This is a genomic window from Mycobacterium sp. UNC410CL29Cvi84 (genome assembly GCF_000686745.1).
In the GTDB taxonomy this organism is placed as follows: Bacteria; Actinomycetota; Actinomycetes; order Mycobacteriales; family Mycobacteriaceae; genus Mycobacterium; species Mycobacterium mucogenicum_B.
In genome coordinates this window covers 58,389-77,938 of record NZ_JMLM01000022.1, presented here as the reverse complement: position 1 = coordinate 77,938, position 19,550 = coordinate 58,389, and the positions used below count along the sequence as shown (strand labels likewise).

The 19,550-nt window shown below is 65.9% G+C and carries 14 protein-coding genes; 5 read left to right on the top strand and 9 right to left on the bottom strand.

Going from position 1 to position 19,550, the window contains the following annotated elements; translation table 11 throughout:
- Positions 1–17 precede the first annotated feature (17 nt).
- The 5 genes from BR47_RS0124840 to BR47_RS0124820 are packed head-to-tail and all read right to left on the bottom strand — an operon-like array spanning position 18 to position 6,022.
- On the bottom strand, positions 18–1,001 hold the full coding sequence (locus tag BR47_RS0124840) for an FAD binding domain-containing protein (RefSeq protein WP_029121135.1): 984 nt from the start codon (positions 999–1,001) through the stop codon (positions 18–20).
- Positions 998–1,549, bottom strand: coding sequence for a (2Fe-2S)-binding protein (locus BR47_RS0124835; RefSeq protein ID WP_020104332.1), 552 nt, complete (start codon positions 1,547–1,549; stop codon positions 998–1,000). Before BR47_RS0124835 ends, BR47_RS0124840 begins: the two co-directional genes overlap by 4 nt.
- Positions 1,546–3,846, bottom strand: coding sequence for a xanthine dehydrogenase family protein molybdopterin-binding subunit (locus tag BR47_RS0124830; protein WP_036427731.1), 2,301 nt, complete (start codon positions 3,844–3,846; stop codon positions 1,546–1,548). The genes BR47_RS0124835 and BR47_RS0124830 overlap by 4 nt, the downstream gene beginning before the upstream one ends.
- The gene (locus BR47_RS31355; protein WP_051634981.1) at positions 3,843–5,018 is read right to left on the bottom strand and encodes an FAD binding domain-containing protein; all 1,176 of its coding nucleotides are present in this window, start codon (positions 5,016–5,018) and stop codon (positions 3,843–3,845) included. Before BR47_RS31355 ends, BR47_RS0124830 begins: the two co-directional genes overlap by 4 nt.
- A complete protein-coding gene (locus BR47_RS0124820; RefSeq protein WP_020104329.1) occupies positions 5,015–6,022 on the bottom strand; it encodes an amidohydrolase family protein in 1,008 nt (335 codons plus the stop codon). The genes BR47_RS31355 and BR47_RS0124820 overlap by 4 nt, the downstream gene beginning before the upstream one ends.
- Positions 6,023–6,237: 215 nt before the next feature.
- Here BR47_RS0124820 and poxB point away from each other — a divergent pair, with 215 nt between their 5' ends.
- Both poxB and BR47_RS0124810 read left to right on the top strand, forming a co-directional pair.
- A complete protein-coding gene (gene poxB / locus BR47_RS0124815; RefSeq protein WP_029121133.1) occupies positions 6,238–7,971 on the top strand; it encodes a ubiquinone-dependent pyruvate dehydrogenase in 1,734 nt (577 codons plus the stop codon).
- Positions 7,972–8,020: 49 nt separating this feature from the next.
- The gene (locus BR47_RS0124810; RefSeq protein WP_231506769.1) at positions 8,021–8,929 is read left to right on the top strand and encodes a glyoxalase; all 909 of its coding nucleotides are present in this window, start codon (positions 8,021–8,023) and stop codon (positions 8,927–8,929) included.
- 96 nt (positions 8,930–9,025) lie between these two features.
- Here the strand turns inward: BR47_RS0124810 and BR47_RS0124805 are convergent, their stop codons facing one another.
- A complete protein-coding gene (locus tag BR47_RS0124805; RefSeq protein ID WP_029121131.1) occupies positions 9,026–9,883 on the bottom strand; it encodes an NmrA/HSCARG family protein in 858 nt (285 codons plus the stop codon).
- 150 nt (positions 9,884–10,033) lie between these two features.
- On the opposite strand from BR47_RS0124805, the gene BR47_RS0124800 reads away from it, so the two are divergent.
- Entirely contained in the window at positions 10,034–10,981 is a 948-nt protein-coding gene (locus BR47_RS0124800; RefSeq protein ID WP_196810102.1) for an alpha/beta hydrolase, read from the top strand.
- Between the two features lie 49 nt (positions 10,982–11,030).
- Entirely contained in the window at positions 11,031–13,811 is a 2,781-nt protein-coding gene (locus BR47_RS31350; protein ID WP_231388151.1) for a helix-turn-helix transcriptional regulator, read from the top strand.
- On the opposite strand, the gene BR47_RS0124790 is transcribed toward BR47_RS31350, so the two are convergent.
- Positions 13,808–15,751, bottom strand: coding sequence for a thiamine pyrophosphate-dependent enzyme (locus BR47_RS0124790; protein WP_020104322.1), 1,944 nt, complete (start codon positions 15,749–15,751; stop codon positions 13,808–13,810). The two genes, BR47_RS31350 and BR47_RS0124790, sit on opposite strands and share 4 nt — an antisense overlap.
- Positions 15,748–17,370 carry a glutamate synthase-related protein gene (locus BR47_RS0124785; protein ID WP_020104321.1) on the bottom strand — a complete coding sequence of 541 codons (1,623 nt, stop codon included), beginning with the start codon at positions 17,368–17,370 and terminating at the stop codon, positions 15,748–15,750. The genes BR47_RS0124790 and BR47_RS0124785 overlap by 4 nt, the downstream gene beginning before the upstream one ends.
- Before the next feature lie 236 nt (positions 17,371–17,606).
- Between BR47_RS0124785 and BR47_RS0124780 the strand changes: the two genes are divergently transcribed.
- Positions 17,607–18,638, top strand: coding sequence for an XdhC family protein (locus BR47_RS0124780; protein WP_020104320.1), 1,032 nt, complete (start codon positions 17,607–17,609; stop codon positions 18,636–18,638).
- A gap of 33 nt (positions 18,639–18,671) precedes the next feature.
- Here BR47_RS0124780 and BR47_RS0124775 read toward each other — a convergent pair whose 3' ends face one another.
- Positions 18,672–19,547 carry a polysaccharide deacetylase family protein gene (locus BR47_RS0124775; protein ID WP_029121130.1) on the bottom strand — a complete coding sequence of 292 codons (876 nt, stop codon included), beginning with the start codon at positions 19,545–19,547 and terminating at the stop codon, positions 18,672–18,674.
- Positions 19,548–19,550 lie beyond the last annotated feature (3 nt).

The window sequence follows — 19,550 nt, the reverse complement described above, 5'->3', positions numbered from 1 at the left end:
TACGGCGTCTTCGGCTGTCACCGCCGGGTGCTGGCCCTGTGCAGTGCACGTACGACGCTGTGTTTTCCGAGATCTACTTTGAACTCGTTCTGGCTCAACGTCGCAGCACCGCTCATCGCCAATTCGGCAGCAGCGCTGAATGTCCCGGTGTCTGCGGGGCGGCCGATCAGGGCCGCCTCGGCCGCTGATACCCGCCACGGTTTCGCAGCCACCCCGCCCAGCGCGATGGCCGCCGACGTGATGATTCCGTCGTCGATGGTCAGGCCGGCAGCCACCGACACGAGGGCGAAGGCGTAACTGTGGCGGTCGCGGACTTTGAGATACCAACTGTGATAGGCGTATTCAGACGTCGGCAACTCGATGCCGACGATCAAGTCGCCCGCGCCCAGCGCATTGTCGCGTGACGGGTCGGCACCGGGGAGCTGGAAGAATTCCGACAGTGCGACGCTGCGAGGTCCTGTGGGCGCCTGCACGTGCACGACGGCGTCAAGGATCGCCAGTGCGACCGCCATGTCGGACGGGTGTACCGCGACGCACGACGCGCTGGCGCCGAACAGTGCGTGCTCGCGGTTGGATCCCTCGAGTGCGCCGCACCCGGAACCGGGCCGGCGCTTGTTGCATGCGGGGAACGACACGTCCATGAAGTACGGGCATCGGGTGCGTTGCATGAGATTGCCGCCGGCAGTGGCCATGTTCCGCAATTGCGTTGTCGCGCCGGAGAGAATCGCCTGCGACAGCACGGGGTACTGGGTGCGGACCAGCCGATGATTGGCTACCGCGCTGTTGGTCACACCCGCGCCGATCATGATGCCGCCACTGTCGGTCGCCGTGATCTGGTCGAGGCCGAGCCTGCCGATGTCGACCAGCGCCACCGGCTCGGTCACGCCGAGCTTCATCAGATCCAGCAGGTTCGTTCCGCCGGCGAAGTACGTTGCGCCGGCGGCGGCAATGCTGAGGGCGTCGTCGACGTCTCGGGCGTGCTGGAAGTCGAATGTTCTCATCGGCGGCATCCGGGCAGGCACGATGCGATCGCATCGACGATATGGGGATAGGCCCCACAGCGGCAGATGTTTCCGGCCATCCGTTCGCGAATCTCGTTGACCGACAAGGTTTCGGGGCCTCTGGCGATGTCATCGTACGGACCGTCGAACGAGGCCGCGGACAGGTCGCCACGGGCATGCTCGCTGAGTACCGCGTGCGCAGAGCTGATCTGGCCGGACGTGCAATAGCCGCATTGGAAGCCGTCGTGATCGATGAATGCCTGCTGCAGCGGGTGGAGTTCCTCGTCATCGGCGATGCCCTCGATGGTGCGGACGCTGGCACCATCGATCGACACGGCGAGGGTCAGGCAGCTCAGCACACGATGACCGTTGACAGCCACTGTGCACGCGCCGCACAGACCGTGGTCGCAGCCCTTCTTGGTTCCAGTGAAGCCGAGGCGCTCGCGCAATAGATCCAGCAGGGTCGAGCGGACATCCGTCTGGACGATGCGCATCGTGCCGTTGATCGACAGTTCGATGGTGTGTTCAGGTTTGGCGGCAGCAGTCATGAGGATCGGTCCTGGTGTGTTTCGCTGAATGGGGACAACAGGTTTTCGATGGTTATCGGTAGGTCGCGCAGGCGCCGACCGGTGGCGTGGAAGACGGCGTTGGCGACCGCGGCGGGGACGCCGCAGATGCCGATCTCGCCGACGCCGCGGGCGCCGAACTCTGTCAGATGGGTGTCGGCGCCATCGACGAAGGTGATGTCGAATGACGGGACGTCTGCGTGGGTCGGCACGTAGTACTCACCCAGCGCATGGCCGGTGCCCGGGTCGTACGGCATGTCTTCGAGGAGAGCCATGCCGAGCCCGAAAGTGATGCCGCCGACCACCTGACTGCGCGCCAGCTTCGGGTTGATGACCCGTCCGCAGTCCATCGCTGCCACCCACCGCGTCACCGATGCCCGTCCGAGCTCTTCGTCGACCTCCACCTCGCAGAAGTGCGCGCCGAACGATTGCGACATCGGTCCGTCCTCCGGCGCGCCGCCACTGGAGCTGGTGAAGGTGAGGTGATCGAGCAGGCCGGAATCGGCAGCGGCCAACAGTGTCGCGACAGTGCTGACGGGCCGGTCGGCGTGCGCGCTGACAACATAGCCGGCGCGAATGTCCAACGCGGACAGCTCGAATCCGGAACACGGTGAGTCGCGGTCGGCAACCAGGTACTCGAGCAGCCGGCGCTTCCATTCGAGGCCGGCCGCGAAGACCGCCGACCCGACGGCCGCTGTGGTTTGCGATGCTCCGCTGTACGGCGCGGTGGGGAAGTCCGAGTCGCCGGAGTAGAACACAACTTGTGGCAGTTGCAGTCCGGTGGAGTCCGCGGCGATCTGGGTCATCACGGTTCTGACGCCGGTGCCGAGTTCGTGCGTGGCAGAAGAGAACTCGACCGTGCCGTCAGTGCGGGTGTGTACGCGGCAGCCTGCGGGCATCCGGCGTCCCGGATACGTGGCGGTGGCCATGCCCCACCCGACCAGCACGCCGTCGCGTCGTAGTGAACGGGGTTGGTGCGGTCGGTGCTCCCAGCCGAATCGGTCGGCTCCCTGCCGATAACACTCGAGCAGATGCGCTTCGGACCACGGTCGGCCACTGGCCTGGTCTGCGGCCGCGTAGTTGGTGATCCGCAGTTGCAGCGGATCCACCCCGAGCGCATGGGCGAGCTCGTCCATCGCCACTTCCAGGGCGAACAGCCCTGGCGCTTCACCGGGGCCGCGCATGAAGCACGGGGTGGGGCGGTGTACCCGGGCCACGCTGTGCGACACCACCATTCGCGGTGACTGGTAGAGGAACCGTGTCGACAGCCCGGTGGGTTCGCAGAAATGGGCGATGGTCGAGGTCTCGGTGAGGGTGTGGTGCTCGATGCTGGTCAGCCGGGTCTGGGCGTCGGCGACCAGACTGAGATGCTGCTCGGTGGGCGGACGGTGCCCGGTCGAGGTGAACATCTGGGCGCGGGGCAACACCAGCTTGACGGCCCGTCCCGTCATCCGCGCAGCCACTGCGCACAGCACGACGTGCATCCACATGAAACTCTTCGAACCGAACGCCCCGCCGACCAGAGGCGCGATGATCCGGATGTTGTCGACGGGGATGCCCAGATAGGTTGCCAGCGTTTGCCGTTCGCCGGCGATCCACCGCGTGGTGTCGTGCACGGTCAGGTGGTCACCGTCCCATCTCGCGATGGTCGACGCCAGTTCGATCGGGTAGTGGGCGTTCTCCGGCGTGGTGTAGCGCGCGGTGACCTTGACGCCGTCGATCGGTTCATCGGCGGGACCCCGGTGGTCTTGGAGCTTTTCTTCCTCCAGCTTCACAAAGTGATCGGGCTGGTACACGCCGCTGCGCACGATCGGGCCGCTGTCCTCGTGCGAAGGCCCGTCGAGCACGTCGCGTGCCGTCAACAGTGCCGGTAGCTCGTCGTACGTCAGGTCCATCAACGAGGCGGCGTACTGCGCATTCTCCAGAGTGTCGGCGACCACCAATGCCAGATGTTGACCGCGATGCTGGACGGTCAAATCTGACAGGGGCGGCCGGCGTTCCAGGGGCAGGTCCCACGTGAGGTCAGCTGGAAGGGTGTGTAATGCAGGGCAATTCAGCGGTGACAGCACGCCCGTCACACCCGGCGCGGACCGGGCACGGTCAGTCGCGGCAATCAGCGAGTCGCGGGTGACTCGGCCGTGTGACACGGTCGACTGCACCATCACGGCATGTTGCACATCGGGCAGGTTGGTGTCGGCCGCGTAGCGGGCCCGACCGGTCACCTTGTCGCTGCCCTCGACCCGGTTGACGGGCCGGCCGATCGCGTCGTCGCCAGTCATCGGATGGCCCGATCCCACGCGGGGACGTTCTCGGTGGTACCCAGCCGCGATACGACCGCGCGGGAGATGCCGACCGCGGCGATGTCCTGCAGAGATCGCAATCGATGGTCCTCCCATTGTCGTAGTGCGGATTCCGGAAGAGGACCGCCTGCGGTCCGGGTCCGTAAGGCTTGCGCCAGGAATCCGGCGTCACCGATCGATTTGGATGTGCCCGATGCGGTGTGGGGCCGGACGGTGCCGGCCGCGTCGCCGATCACGAACACCGGCCCACGCCGCATGCGCCCACTGGCCAGATCCATGACGGGCTGCAGGAATGGCTTCGAATGGCTGACCAGCTGGACCATCAACGGCGGAAGTTCGGTGGCTGCCAGTGCCGCCAGGGTGGCCGCACTCGCCGACGACACATCCCCGGCCGGTAGAAAATAGCCGTACCGTCGGCCGGACTGGCCCGTCATGATGTCGCCGAAAGTCTCGTCGGATGCGTTGACGTACCACACCCAATTCACGCGTCGGCGCCCCGGTTCGGTCTCACCGTTGGGGCCGGGCACCAAATAGCACAGGAATTGAATGCCGCCGGCGCTGAACATGGTGAAGCGGTTGATCAGCTCACCGGTCAGGTCGGCGGGCAGGTCGCTTTCCCGTTCCAGTCCGCGCCAGGCGACGTACCCGCTGTACCTGGGATGTTCGGGCTGCACGAATTGCCGCACAGTGGAACCGATTCCGTCGGCACCGATCACTACATCCCAGTCGGAGGTGGCGCCGTCGTGGAAGGTGAGCGTGGCGCCATGTTCTCCTGCTGCCACCGCTGACACTGTGGTGCCCTGGACATAGTCGACGCTGCGTAGCGCGCCCCTAAACGTGCGGTAGAGGGTGTCCCAGGAGGTCATGGTCTGCGGCTGAGTGAAGACGCGTCGCGGACTGTGCCGGTGGAGCAGTTGGCGTTCCACCAATGGCACGCTGACAGACTCGGGCGATACGTGCGAGATCGAGAGCAGCAGTTCAATTTCCGGCTGCATCACGATGCCGGCCCCGCGGCCCTCGAGGCGTCCGGCGGTCTGCTCGAACACGGTGATGTCTGCGGTGCTGACGCGGCGCAATTCTAGGGCCGCGGCGAGTCCGGCCAGCGAGCCGCCGACGATCGCGACGCTCCAGCGTTCGGGATTCCCCGTCATAGCTTGAGGATTCGTTCGGCGTTGCCCGAGGCCACGGCGGTCAACTCGGACACGGAAATCGGTAGCCGACGCAGAAATTCCGCACCAGCCTGCGGGGATCGGTAGGGGTAGTCCACCGAATACATCAAGCGGTCGGTGCCGACGACGTCACGTGCGCACATGAACGGGGGAGTGGTGAAGTAGCCGCTCGTGGTGACGGTGAAGTGGTCGAGAAAGTAGTCACTGACGGAGCGCTGCAGCCCGGTTACCGACATCGGCAACCCGTCCTGGGCGCGCAACAGGGAGTAGGGCAGGTGCTCACCGAGATGCCCAATGATGAATCGCAGCTTTGGGAACCGGTCGAGGACACCGGCGAGAATGATTCGTAGACAATGTAATCCGAGTTCAGCGTGCCAGGTGTAGGCCGCCGTGGCCAGGAAGTAGGCGCTGCTCTCGGGAAGCCCCGCGGTATAGGTCTCCTGTACGACGCGTGGCGGCGGAGTTGGGTGAAGATACAGCGGCACATCGAGTTCGCAGGCGACCTCGAAGATCGGGGTGTAGCGCGGATCGTCGAGAAAGGAGCCGCCCCCGGTGCCGTCGAGAAAGCCGCCGACGGCGCCCAGTTCGCGCACGCCGCGGCGCAACTCATCGGCGGCGTGGTCGGGCTGCCCGAGGGCCAGGCTGACGAACATGCGGAGCCGGTCGGGGTGCCGGCGTGTGGCGGCATGCGCGGCGTCGTTGGCATCTCGGACCAGGGCCGTGGCGTCGTTCGGCGCCAGCCGGTGTTGCGCGCCGGCGGCCAGCGAGAGCACCTGGACGTCGACTCCGCCTGCGTCCATCGCGGCGATCCGGGCATCATCGAGGTCGACCAGGGCGGCCTGCAGCGCCGCCGACCGCGCGATGGGTGGCAGGAATTGTTCGGTCGCAGCCAGGTATTCCGGGGTGGCGAAGTGCTCCTCGAGCGTGACGACGCGGACTGGGATCCCTTCCGGGCCCGCGGGAGATGGATACACCGTGATCGTCACATAACCTCCTGCGCGGCCCGGGAAGTGTCTTTGGCGACGGTGGCCGGCACCTACGGTTCCAGCGCGCCGCCGGGGTGTCATCAGTCAGATGACTGTCGCAAATGCGACGAACCGGCGTATTGACCGAATCTTCCAGTCATTGAACTGATGTGTCCGGGCACGTGCGTCGGCTATACGTGGTTGTTCAAAGCCACCGCAACTGAGGAAGAGGTCTGATGTCTACCGTTGCCGACCACATCATCGCGACATTGCAGGCCAGCGGCGTCGACCGCGTGTTCGGGCTCCCTGGTGACAGCCTGAACGGATTCACCGATGCGATCCGCCGGGCCGGCGGCATTTCCTGGGAACATGTTCGTCACGAGGAAGCTGCCGCGTTCGCCGCAGCGGGTTTCGCGGCGGTGACGGGTCAACTGGCCGTGTGCGCGGGAAGCTGCGGCCCGGGAAATCTCCACTTGATCAACGGCTTGTTCGACGCGCAGCGCAGCCGGGTACCGGTGCTGGCGATCGCCGCGCACATTCCCGCGGGGGAGATCGGGTCACAGTATTTCCAGGAGACCCACCCACAGGAACTCTTCCGCGAGTGCAGCGTCTTCTGCGAGATGGCCACTACCCCGGAGTCGGCCCTTCGCGTACTGCAGATGGCCATGCGCGCCGCGGTGGAAGAGCAGGGTGTCGCAGTGGTGGTCATTCCTGGAGAGGTGTTCCTGCACCGGCTGCCCGATCCTGGCCGCATCCGTCCGGTGCTGCCGGCCCGCCCGATCGTGCGCCCAGACGACGCATCGCTTGCGACCGCAGCCGCGATCCTCAATGAGGCTGCCAAGGTGACGATTCTGGCCGGTGCCGGGACGGCGGGCGCCCATCAGCAGTTGGTCGAGTTGGCGGGGACGTTGCAGGCGCCCGTCGTGCATGCGTTGCGCGGCAAGGAGTTCGTCGAGTACGACAATCCCTACGACGTCGGGATGACGGGGCTGCTGGGCTTCGCATCGGGCTACAAGGCCATCAAGGAAGCTGATGTGTTGTTGATGCTGGGCACGGATTTTCCCTACCGGCAGTTCTATCCGGAGAACGCCACGGTCATTCAGGTCGATATCCGCGGACGGCACCTGGGCCGGCGCACGCCGATCGACCTGGGTTTGGTGGGCACCGTGCGAGACACGTTGACGGCGTTGCGCCCCTTCCTGGCCCAGAAAACGGATCGGAGCCATCTCGACCGCGCGGTCGATCATTATCGCCGCACGCGCCGCCGCCTCGACGCGCTGGCGGTCAATGACCATGACCGCACGCCGATTCGCCCGGAATATGTTGCTGCACTGGTCGATCGGCTGGCCGCGACCGATGCTGTCTTCACCGTCGATGTGGGTTCGCCGGTGGTGTGGGCCGCTCGGTACCTGACGATGAACGGCCGACGGCGGCTCCTCGGATCGTTCAATCACGGCACGATGGCATGCGCGTTGCCCTTGGCTGTCGGGGCGCAAAGCGTCGATCGTCACCGCCAAGTCGTCGCGCTCGCCGGTGACGGTGGCCTGACGATGCTTCTCGGTGAGTTGATCACGTTGGTGCAGAACCGGTTACCCGTCAAACTGATCGTGTTCAACAACTCGTCGTTGAACTTCGTGGAACTTGAAATGAAGGCCGCAGGCATCGTGACCTTCGGCACCGATCTGGACAATCCGGACTTCGCGGCGGTCGCGCGATCCTGTGGGCTGTTCAGCCGCCGGGTCGAGCATCCATCGGAGCTGGAGTCGGCTGTCAGCGAGGCACTCGCCCACGACGGGCCGGCGCTGGTCGATGTGGTCACGGCGCGCAATGAACTGACGATCCCGCCGACCATCACGGCCGAACAAGCGAAAGGATTCTCCCTCTACGCGATCCGCACGGTGCTGGCCGGGCACTCGGACGAACTGCTGGATCTGATCACCACCAGTGTGGCCCGCCGGATCTTGGACTGAGAGGGCTCCCGTGATCAGGATGTCAGCGGTACCGGTACGGCCTCATACCGTGCTGCGAAGCCGATTGCGCTGGACGGCAGCGATATTGGCAGCGGCTCTGCTGGCCGGTTGTGCCGGCGAGCCGGCGCCGACGGGTCCTGCGACCACGCAAGCCGCGAGCCAGGCGGTCGGCCCGCAGTATGACTCGGTGCATGTCTATGTCGCGCCGGGTCAGCTCGACGCCTTCGTCAGCAGCTGGCTCGCCACGTTCGGTGGATCGGCGAAGCCCGCCGCCGTCGTCACCGTCACGCCGACACCCAGTCAGACGAAATCGCAGCTGATCTTGTCCCCGGTCGGAACCATTTCGGCATTCGAGTTCACCTCGGCGGTGCCGTACCCATTCGGCTCCGAAAGAACCGGCTGGCTGATGGGTGATTTCGATGCCGGCGTACAGCAAGCCCGCGACGCCGGCGCTGCCGTCGTCGTCGAGCCGTTTCCCGATCCGATCGGCCGCGACGCCATCATTGCGTTCCCGGGCGGCGTGAACGCCCAATTGTACTGGCATACAGCAGCGCCCAACTATCAGCCGCTGGTGTCGGTGCCGGACAACCGGGTCTATCTACCGGTGGCGAGCGTAGACCCGTTCCTCAAGAGCTACCTACAGTTCACGCACGGCCGTGTCGACGCCGATGCGGCCGACGCCGAGGGGGTGCTGATCGGCAAGCCGGGCACGACCTTTCGGCGCATTCACATCACGTCGCCGTTCGGCAACACCATGGTCGCCGTGACCGACGGCCACCTGCCGTATCCGTACGGCCACGAACTCGCTGGATATGTGGTGGACGACGTCGTGGCCGTCACGAACAAGGCTGTTGCCGCCGGCGCGAAAGTGTTGGTGCCGGTGGTGCGTTCGGGCCACACGAGCTCGGCTGTCCTGCAATGGCCGGGCGGCTACGTCGCCGAGCTCCACACCGACTGATCGGCAGCGGTCGTTCGCGGCCGTTGACGGGCAGTTCGACCAGCAGTCGTTCTTTCAGATTCGATAGCACGCGCCGACCCGCGAGCCGACGTGCGACTACCGTGGGCTCGCATGGACAGTGAGATGTTCGGCCACCCACTCGCTGAAGGTTTGCCAGCCGATATCCGGGTAGCGCTGATGCAGGCCGGCGATATCGGCGCTGTACCCCTGCGTGGACAAGAAACTGAACATCGCCCGCATATCGACGGAGGCGATCTGGGACGGGTCGTAGGTGATCAGCTGAATCGGATAGCCGAGCGTGCGCTCGAGTACAGCGGTCATCTGTTCCGGTGTCGGTGCATCCGATGCGATGTCGATGCGCGTCCTCGCAAAGCGTTGCGGGTCAAGAAGAATCGTGGCGACGAACCGGCCCAGGTCGCGCCGGGACAGCTGCTGCAGCGGTTTGGTGGCCGGCAGCGGCAGGGTGAACCGGCCGGACTGGAGCTCGTCGATGCCGCCGAGGAGGTTGTCGTAGAAGTAGGTCGGGCCGACGATCGTGTACGGCACACCGGAGGCGACCAACGCGTCTTCGACCCTGGCTTTGCTCTCGAAATGCGGAATCCCGGTGTGCTGGTCGGCGTTGGAGACAGAGCAAAGGACCAGATGAGGGACGTGCGCGTGGACAGCGGCACCGATGATGTGTAGGCCTTGCTCTACTTCGATATCGGGGCCTTCTTCGAACGGCGTGGTGACGGCGAACACTCCCGCGACGTCGGTGAAGGCATGGGTCAGGGCTTGTTCGTCACCCAGGTCAGCCGCGACGACCTCGATACCCGCGTCTGAAAGTCTCTGTGCGCGCGACGATTGTGGATTACGCGCGACGGCACGCACGCGCAGGCCACGCTCGACCAGGGCGCTCGCGACAGCACCGCCGGTCGCCCCGGTGGCACCGATCACCGCGTACGTATCAGCCATGTTGTCCTCCCTTGCTACCTGCCAAGTGTGCAGTACGCACCTGGCGTCGGCATCAGTCGGATGACTGGGCCGCCTCGGTGATCGACGCCGGGCCGCAGCGATGGGCGTAGAGTCCTCGGCACCGGAGGCCTCGTCGATTGGGAGGACATCGTGGGTCGAGACGTGGTGCTGGATCCGACGATTGCGCGCCTGGTCGCGTCAATGTCGACACCGCCGACGCTGGGACAGTTGGGGCCGCAGGACGGCCGGTTGGCCCTGCGTGAAGCACAGCGAACGGCCATCGAGCAGCCGGGTACCGAGGCCCGGTTCCATACCGCGCCCGTGGGTCCGTCGGGGTTGGTGGGATTTTGGCTGGTTCGTCCGCACGATGCGACCGGCCCGCTGCCGGCAATCCTGTATGTGCATGGTGGTCGGTTCATGTTCGGCGATGCGGACACGCACGGGCGCGTCGTCGGGGCGATCGCCGCGCGGTGCCGGGCTGCCGTACTGGTTCCTGAGTACAGCCGGGCGCCGGAAGCGCGGTACCCGGTTGCGCTGGAGGAGTGCTTTGCCGTTCTGTTGTGGGCCCGCGACAACGCGGACTCATTGGGCCTTGATCCGAAAGCGATTGCCCTGGCCGGTGATTGCGCCGGCGCGACGATCGCAGCGGCGGTCAGCATGGTGTGCAAGTCCCGCGGTGGCCCGCGGTTGCGCGCGCAGCTGCTGTACTATCCGCCAACTGATGCACGGTGTGAATACCCGTCCCACGACACGTACGCGGAGGGTTATCTGCTGACCAGCGATGAGCAGGCCTGGTATTGGGATCAGTACTACGACGGTGATCCCGACTGCCCCACCGTATCTCCGGTTCGCGCAGCGGTGGAGGACCTCACGGGATTGCCACCGACGCTGATCGTCACCGCGGAAGCTGATGTGGTGCGGGATGAAGGCGAAGCGTTCGCAGATCGGCTGCGTTCGGCAGGTGTACCGGTGACCTGTACCCGCTACCTCGGAACGGTGCACGACTTCGTGGTGCTGACCCAGCTCAGTGACACGCCGTCGGCGCGGGCGGCGCTCGATCAGGGTGTGTCGTTCCTCAATCGAGCGATCCACCGATGACGCGACGGTGCCTGATCATGCTGTGCAGGAAGCGATTTTCCCGGTGACGATGACACGTCCGCAATCGCCCATGGTGGGGCGCGGTGAGCTGACGAGGCTCGTCAACGAGGTCGCCTCCGGTGCTCCTGATGCGCCGCAGGCAGTGATCCTGGCCGGCGAGCCGGGCATCGGCAAGTCGGCGCTGCTCCGGCATGCTGTTGCCGCACCGGCTCTGCGAGATGCGACCATCCTCTTTGCCGGAGGCTCGGAGCCGGACCATGTGCGACCGTTCACGGCATTGACCGAGCTGCTCTGGCCCATCTCCGATCGCATCGCAGACCTGCCGGCGCCGATGCGGGATGCCTTGCAGGACATCGTCAATGGCAATGCCGGTGCTGCCGGGCACGGCCCGGCGCTGGTACAGCAGGCAGTACTGGCCCTAGTGGCGATTGCGGCCGGTGATCGACTGCTGGTGATCGTGCTCGACGACTTCGACCGATTCGAGCCGGATTCCCGCCAGGTGCTCACATATGTGATCGGCCGGGTACCGCACCTCGCGGTCAGAGTGCTGATCAGCGCACGGCGAGTGGACTTGCTGAACGGGCTTGATCGTTCGGTCAAGGTGGTGGATGTCGGTCCACTCACCGATTCCGCAGCCGCGGAGCTGATCGAGTCCCAGTCGCTGGTGCCCGACGCAAGTGTGCGCGGCGAGATCATCCGCTGGTCCGGCGGTAATCCGTTGGCCCTCATCGAATCTGCGCGGTTCTACGGCAAGTCGGGTTCGCTGCGTTTCCGGGTCAACCACATGGTCGGGCCCGGATTCGCACACGCGCTGTTCGTCCAGCAGTTGTCCGAGCTGCCCGCGGATGCGCGCCGGTTGACGTTGTTCGCCGCGGCGGGTGCCGGTTACGAGACCGTCGACACCATCACCGCCGCCGCCGGTTTCGGCGCAGACCTACAGCGGTGGGAACCGGCCTTGGAACGATCTCTGGTGACGGTGACCGAGGACAGGCGGGTGCGGTTCAGCCACACCCTGCTGCGCAGTGTGGCCTACAGCGAAGGAGATCTGGCTGATCGCCGTGCCGCCCACATTGCCCTGGCGGCCTCGCCGCAATTGGACGTAGCCTGCCGCGCTTGGCATTTGGCGGCCGCGGCGGACGGTCCGGACGAGACCGTCGCGTCGCTGTTGGAGCAGGGGGCGGAACGGTCGCGGCAGCGGGGTGGCTACCTGGAAGTGGCCAGGGCCCTGCAGCGTGCCGCGGAATTGAGTCCTGATTCCGGAGATGCGGCCCGGCGGTTCACGCTCGCTTCGGTGGCAGCCAATTTCGGCGGTGACCCGTCGTGGGCGCTCGCGTTGAATGCCAGTGCGGTGCAGCGCTCAGGGGACCCCGAGATCGTCGGCCATGCCGCGTTGACGCGGGCCTCGGTGCTGCTGCAGTCGGCGCGTCCCGCGGAGGCGGCCGAGCTGGTTCGCAGCGCGCTCGACGGTGAACCGCCGGCGAATTCGGTTCTGCGGCTGGCGTTGATGTACACCGCCGCGTCGGCGGCGTACTACTCCGGTGAATTGTCCCACCGTCGCCGCCTGGGCCGCTGGCTCGCGGACTCTGCCCGAGACATACTGGGGGAGAGCAGCGTTCCAACGCCTTTCCCGGCCGAGGCTGGGCCCGTACAACGGGCGTACATCGCGATGTACGCGGACAGTGCCGGTAGCGCCCACGATCGCCCGGCGCCATGGGACCGGCGGTGGCTGCATCCCATGCCCGCTCCGGTCGAACCGTTCCGCCGCCTCGTCGTGGGGGCGATGGCATACGCCACCGAGGACAGCGAGCTGGCGGTCACCGAGCTGCGGGCAGCGGTCGAGCAGCTCAAGGCTGCCGGTGGTCTGCGCGGATTCACCTTCGCCATCGCGCCTCTGGCGTGGGGGCTACACGACACCGGTCGCTGGTCCGAACTGGTGAACCTGCTCGATGAGACCGAAACTCTCTGTGCTGTCTATGATCTGGCGCTACTGCACGCCGAGAGCAACGTCGTACGTGCGCATCTGCTGGCATGTCGTGGTGAGGCAGGTGCTGCGGACGCCGCCGTCGACGCGGCGGCGCGCGTCATCGCCGACGAGGGCGGAAGCGCGACCCGGACCGCACTGGCGTGGGCCACCGGTCGGAACGCCTTGGCCCGCAGCGACTTCGAATCGGCATACCAGGCTTTGCGGCAGATGTTCGACGCCGATGGGGAGCCGACCCATTTCGTCATCTCCCATCGCGCCATCGCCGACCTGGCCTGGGCCGGTGCGCGCAGTGGTCACATCGATGAGGTGAGGCCGCTGGTTGCTGCAATCGGACGACAGCTGGGGTCCAACCCGCCTGTGCGACTACGCCTTTTACGTCACCAGGCGCTCGCCTTGACCGCGACGACGCACCTGGCTGAACGGCATTTCCGCTTGGCCGTGTTCGATCCGGCAGGGGACCAGTGGCCGATGGAGCGCGCACGAGCGCGTCTGCACTACGGCGAATGGCTTCGCCGGGTACGTCGGCCCGCCGAGGCCCGTACCCAGCTCACCGCTGCACTCGAGGTGTTCGATCGACTCGGCGCGGCGCCGTACGCCCAGATCGCCCGCGCCGAACTACGCGCCGCCGGGGTGACGTCGTCGAATTCCGGGGCGGTATCGGGCTTGGATTCACTGACGGCACAAGAACGTCAGATCGTGTCGATGGCCGCGTCGGGGCTCACCAACCCCGAGATCGGACAACGACTCAATCTGTCACCGCGAACGATCGCGTCCCACCTGTACAACGTCTATCCCAAACTGGGGGTCAGCCGGCGGCACCAACTGCGTGATCTGTTGGGGGACTAGTGCGTACTGGGGTCGGTGATGATCTCCACCATCGCCGGGCCCGGGTGCTCGAGTGCCTCTGCGATGGCTGGGGCGACCTCCGTCGGGTCGGCGACGCGACGACCGTAGCCACCGCAGCTCCTGGCGTACGCGGCGAAGTCCGGGTTGAGCAGTGATGTCTGCCAAACCGCGTACTCGGCGCCGCGCTGCTCTTCGCTGATCTTTGCGAGCTCACCGTTGTTGAGCAGGATGTGGGTGATGTTCATGTGGTATTTCACCGCCGTGGTGAAGTCGGCGAGATATTGACCGAAGCCGCCGTCACCGGTGATCGCGATGATGGGCCGGTCCGGAGCGGCGGCCCAGGCGCCCATCGCCGCGGGGAATCCGAACCCGATCGAGCCGAGGTAGCCGGACATGAGTACCGACTGCTCGGCGGTCTCGAAGTAGCGCCCGAACGAGTAGGCGTGATTGCCGACATCGACGGCCAGGACGGCGTTCGCCGGGGCCAGGCGGCTGAGTTCTTCGAAAACCGTTGCGGCAGCTACTCGTCCGTCTGGATGCTTGACGGCGCGCCGGGCTTTCTCGGCCCGCCAGACCGCCCAGCGTTCGGCGACCTCGGGACGCTGGTCCACCAGCGCGGCGTTGGGGCCAAGGCCGGCCAGCATGGCGGTGGCGGTGACGCCCACGTCGCCCAGCACCGGAGCCGCGACGGGCCGGAACCGGCCGAGCATCATGGGATCGGTGTCCACCTGGATGATCGGCTTGTATGGCGAGATTCCGGTGTGGTTCGAGAACGAGGCGCCGAACACCAGCAGCAGATCGGCCTTGTTCATCATCCACGACGCGACGGGGGTCCCCGACCGTCCCAGCACGCCGCATGCAAGGGGGTGGGCGTCCGAGATCTGCCCCTTGGCCTTGAAGGTCGTGAGTACCGGCGCGTTCAAGCGTTCGGCGAGGTCGATGACTGCCGGCATGTCGAACTTCGCGCCGGCGCCGACGACGATCAGCGGTCTGGTCGATGTCTCGATCAGGTCGAGGGCCTGCTGTAGCGCGGCAGCCGGAGGTGGCACCCGGAGGTCGGGCATACGGCCTTGGGGCCCAGAGGATTTCTGCCCCGGGGCTTCGAGGATCTGCACCTCGTCAGGAAGCACGAGGTGCCCGACGCCGCGCTCGAGGATGGCGTGCTTGAGGGCCATGGTCATCAGTTCGGCGTGGTCGGAGCCCGAACGCACCATGGCCGAGTAGACGGACACATCGGCGAATGCCGCGAGCAGGTCGATGTCTTGGAAAGCGCCTTTGCCCGCCACCGAGGAGTCCACGTTGCCTGACAGGGCCAGCACTGGGGCTCGGTCGGATTTCGCGTCGTAGAGACCGGTGAGCAGGTTCGTGGAGCCGGGACCGGCGATGCCGAAACAGGCAGCGGGCCGGCCGGTGAGCTTGCCGTAAGCGGCTGCCGCGAACGCTGCGGCCCCTTCGTGCCGGATGCCGAAATACCGTAGTTTGCCGTCAGTTTCGGCACGGTGCAAGGCTTCGGCGACCCCGAGATTCGAGTGGCCGACCATACCGAAGACAGTGTCGACACCCCAGTTGGTCATCGTTTCCACCAGTACATCGCTGACGGTGCGAGGGTGCTCGGCCGGCGGTGGAGTACCGACGTAGATGCCGTCGTCACGGACCTCGACCGGATACGTGCGGACATTGAAGTCGGGACCGCCGGCGGCCTCGCCGGTGAAGGGGTCAAAGTCGAAACCGTGCCAGGGGCAACGGATCTTGTCGTTCTCGAGCGTGCCTTGACCCAGCGGACCGCCCTGGTGGGGACACCGGTTGTCGATGGCTCCGTATCGGCCGTCGAGTTTCGTCAGGGCCACCGTCTTGATCCCGACCGGGCACATCGCCACTTCGCCGTCGTCGAGCTGGCCGGCGTCGGCGGCCTTGTGCCAGTTCAGATCTTGCTCGGTCACAGTGGGATGGCTCCTGCGTAGGGGACTCCGCTCAGGTAGGCGAAGTCGCGATCGAAGGTGACGAGATCGTCGATGTCGAAGTCGGCGAGATTCCGGTGGCCACATGCGCGCGCCAGGACCACCATCAGATCGACTGCCGCCCGCAGAAACCGGTTCAGGCGTTGCGCACCAGCCGGTATGGGCAGTCGGGCACGTAGTCCGGGATCTTGCGTGGCGATGCCGGACGGGCAGGTGTTGGTGTTGCACGCGCGCATGCCGACGCAACCGATCGCTTGCAGGGCCGCATTGGACAGACCGATGGCGTCGGCGCCCAACGCGAGTGCTTTGACCATGTCGGCCGGGGTTCGGATACCTCCGGTGACTGCCAGCGTGACATGGTCGGCTTGTGACCGGTCGAGGTGCCGGCGGGCACGGGCCAGCGCCGGGATGGTCGGCACGGAGATGTTGTCGCGGAATATCGTTGGTGCAGCACCGGTTCCGCCGCCACGGCCGTCGAGGATGAGGTAGTCGACCCCGATCTGCAGGGCGGCGTCGATGTCGCGTTCGATGTGTTGTGCGCTCATCTTGTATCCCACCGGGATACCGCCCGAGGTTTCACGGACTTGCGCGGCGAACTCTTCGAACGGCTGCAATGACGTCCAGTCCGGGAAGCGTGCCGGCGAGATGGCCGCGGTCCCCGGCGCGAGCCCGCGCACCTCGGCGATCTTGCCGACCACCTTGTTGCCGGGCAGGTGTCCGCCGGTGCCGGTCTTGGCACCTTGACCGCCTTTGAAGTGGAAGGCCTGCACCTGGCGGAGCCGGTCGAAACTCCACCCGAATCTGCCCGACGCGAGCTCGTAGAAGTACTTCGAATTATGTTGCTGCTCTTCGGGAAGCATGCCGCCCTCACCCGAGCAGATGCCGGTTCCGGCCAGTTCGGCGCCGGCGGCGAGAGCCGTCTTGGCTTCCTCGGACAGCGCACCGAAGCTCATGTCGCTGACGAACAAAGGGATGTCGAGTACCAGCGGTCGCTTGGCTGCCGGGCCGATCACCGTCTTTGTGCTCACCGGTTCGTCGTCGAGCAGCGGCAGCCGCGCCAGTTGCGCGGTGACGATCTGGATCGAGTCCCAGGAGGGCAGCAGATCGCGCGGCACACCCATGGCCGCCGTCGGACCATGTGCGCTGTTCAGTCCGTGCGCCGCCCAGTCGTGGATCTGTGTGACGAAGGGTTCTTCGGCAGTGTTGGACGGCTTGATCCACTTGCCTTGGTAACCGTCGTCGTCGTAGGTCTGCGGGTTGGCCGAGGCGTACGCCTCAACCGCGGCTTGGTCGACGTAGACCGAGCCGTCAGAGACCCAGGCCGGGAAAGTCGCCAGCGCGACAGCGGGGTTGACGGGTGCGACTCCGGTCCCGATCTCGTAGCGCCAGCCGTGCACGCCGCAGACGAGTAGGTCGCCCTCGACGCGGCCGTCGGACATCAGAGCCCCGCGGTGCGCGCAACGCCCGTACAGCGCCTGGACGTCGTCTCCCCGGCGGACCAGGACGAGGTCCACACCGGAAACCCTGGCGGCCGTCGGCGTGCCTTCGGCCAATTCGGTGAGCGCGGCGACGGGCACCGCCGTGGTGAGCTCAGAGGTCATTGGCGTGTGCCGGGGTCATGTCACTCCTGGGCCGATGGGCTCCCGCTTGGGCGCGGGGTGGCCAGTGTAGGCAGAACTGTCTGATGAACTCTGGCGGATTGACGCCCAGTGCACATCAGTCACCTGACTGATGTGCACCGCGGTCGAACGGCAGAGGCTGTGGGGGTGCGGGGGAGTAGGCAGTCCCGATCTTGTCTGCGTGGAATGCACCCATCTGGCCGACGGAGACGACATCGATGAGAAATGAAGTTGTACTCCAATGGGTTTACGACAGATACCAGCGCGGCGAAGACGTTCTTGTCGCCACCGTCATAGAGACCTTTGCCCGGTCTCCCTATCCGGTCGGGTCGATGATGGCCTTCGACCGGCACGCCCGCTTCGAGGGCAGCGTGTCCTCGGGCTGCGTCGAGGCCGATCTCTACGAGCGTGCGCAAGCCGTGTTCGAAGATCATCGGGGAACATTGGCTGGGATTGGTTGCCAGGTACTGGAGTTCGACTCGGGTCGGCCCGAGGGTGATCTGTTGGAGTCGTCGGGGCCTTGCCATGGAACTCTCCGGATCGCCTTCCATCCGGTGACGCCACTCCATTTTCCAGAGTTCGGCACGCTTGTCGCAGCGGTGCGCGGGGGCCGCCCCGCCTGGACCTTCCTCAACCTGCAGACCGGCCACACATCCCTTACCCGGCTTGATGATTCGCCGTCGTTCCGTGCTCATTACGAACCGCCGCCGCGCATGCTGATCTTCGGTAGTAGCGACATTGCGACCGGTCTGGCGGCACTGGCGCTGCGGGTGAACTATGCCGTGACGGTCTGCGATCCCCGATCGGCGTTCCTGTCCGCGGAGCGTTTCAGACCCGGGGTGGCGCTGGTTCGGGACTGGCCGGACCGCTACCTCCGTCAGGAGCGGACCGATGGACGTGTCGACGCCGAGACGGCCATCGTGGATTTGTCGCACGACGATCGGTTCTCGATACCGGTGCTGGCAGAGGCGCTGGATTCGCGGCGGTGGAGCGCCGGCGCACAACCGCGGTTTGTGGGTGCGCTCGGGTCGAAGAGTCGGTCGGTGCGTAAGCGTCAGGCCTTGTGCCAACAAGGATTACGGCCCGATGATGTGAACCGCCTTCAGTCGCCGATCGGGCTGGACCTGGGTGGTCGCGACGCGGCAGACATCGCCCTGTCGATTCTGGCTCAGGTGGTGGCCACGGCCAAAGGCGGTAGCGGCCTGCCGTTGGCTGGGTGCGCAATCGCCAGGGAACCAAGGCGGTCGTGAGGTGGTACAGCGCGACGAGCAAGTATGCGCGGCCTACTGGTGGTTCTCCTGCGTCAGGAAGTGGTCGGCGATCTCGTCGCTGGTGGTGAGCCATGCGTCTGGTTGGGCGGACAGGTAGCGCAGCACCTCTTCGAGGTACTTGTGGCGAAACGGCTGGCCGATCACGAAGGGGTGCAGCGCGAGAGCCAACACGCGGCCGCCTGAGGTCGAATCGGCGCGCAGCTGTTCATATTGGTCGACCACGATCTGGACGAACTCGGCACCGGTGTAGCCCTTCGAGAAGAGCAGGAGGTCGTTCAGTTCGACCGAATAGGGCACACTGAGCATGCCTGGCACGGTCAACCGGTAGGGCTGGTCATCGTTTGTCCAGTCGAGCACGTAGCGGTAACCCAGTTCGGCCAGCAACTCCGGCGTGTGGTGGGTTTCGGTGAGCCCCGGTCCCATCCATCCGTTCGGTGGCCGACCCGTCGCTGCGGCGATCGTCTCCGTGATGTGACGCAGTTCGCGACGCTCGTCCTCGACCGTCATGGCGGTGTGCAGCTTCGAGTTCGTGCGTCCGTGTGCCAGCCACACCCAATTGCGGTCCAGCCCCGCGGCAACGATTTGCGGATGGGCATCAATCACGTTGGAGTTCACCAGAACACTGGGCCGGACCTGGTGCGTGTCAAGCGCTTCGATGGTCCGCCAGATGCCGACGCGCGCGCCGTAATCCCGCCACCCGTAGTTGAGGGGGTCGGGGCGCAACTCCGCGGTGCCTGGCCAGATGCTCGTCGATGGTTCGTCGGGGAGGAACTGCTCGATGTTCAATCCGAGGTACACCGCGACCTTGGCGCCGCCCGGCCAGCGCAGTGGCGGGCGTTCGGTGATCGGCGTGTAGACGAACGGCGGTTCGTGGTCCCGAGCGGTCATGCT

Bases quoted from the DNA above. Each gene is read 5' to 3' on its own strand.
- BR47_RS0124840 (WP_029121135.1), bottom strand. From the start codon at position 1,001: ATGAGAACATTCGACTTCCAGCACGCCCGAGACGTCGACGACGCCCTC.
- BR47_RS0124835 (WP_020104332.1), bottom strand. From the start codon at position 1,549: ATGACTGCTGCCGCCAAACCTGAACACACCATCGAACTGTCGATCAAC.
- BR47_RS0124830 (WP_036427731.1), bottom strand. From the start codon at position 3,846: ATGACTGGCGACGACGCGATCGGCCGGCCCGTCAACCGGGTCGAGGGC.
- BR47_RS31355 (WP_051634981.1), bottom strand. From the start codon at position 5,018: ATGACGGGGAATCCCGAACGCTGGAGCGTCGCGATCGTCGGCGGCTCG.
- poxB (WP_029121133.1), top strand. From the start codon at position 6,238: ATGTCTACCGTTGCCGACCACATCATCGCGACATTGCAGGCCAGCGGC.
- BR47_RS0124805 (WP_029121131.1), bottom strand. From the start codon at position 9,883: ATGGCTGATACGTACGCGGTGATCGGTGCCACCGGGGCGACCGGCGGT.
- BR47_RS31350 (WP_231388151.1), top strand. From the start codon at position 11,031: ATGACACGTCCGCAATCGCCCATGGTGGGGCGCGGTGAGCTGACGAGG.
- BR47_RS0124785 (WP_020104321.1), bottom strand. From the start codon at position 17,370: ATGACCTCTGAGCTCACCACGGCGGTGCCCGTCGCCGCGCTCACCGAA.
- BR47_RS0124780 (WP_020104320.1), top strand. From the start codon at position 17,607: ATGAGAAATGAAGTTGTACTCCAATGGGTTTACGACAGATACCAGCGC.
- BR47_RS0124775 (WP_029121130.1), bottom strand. From the start codon at position 19,547: ATGACCGCTCGGGACCACGAACCGCCGTTCGTCTACACGCCGATCACC.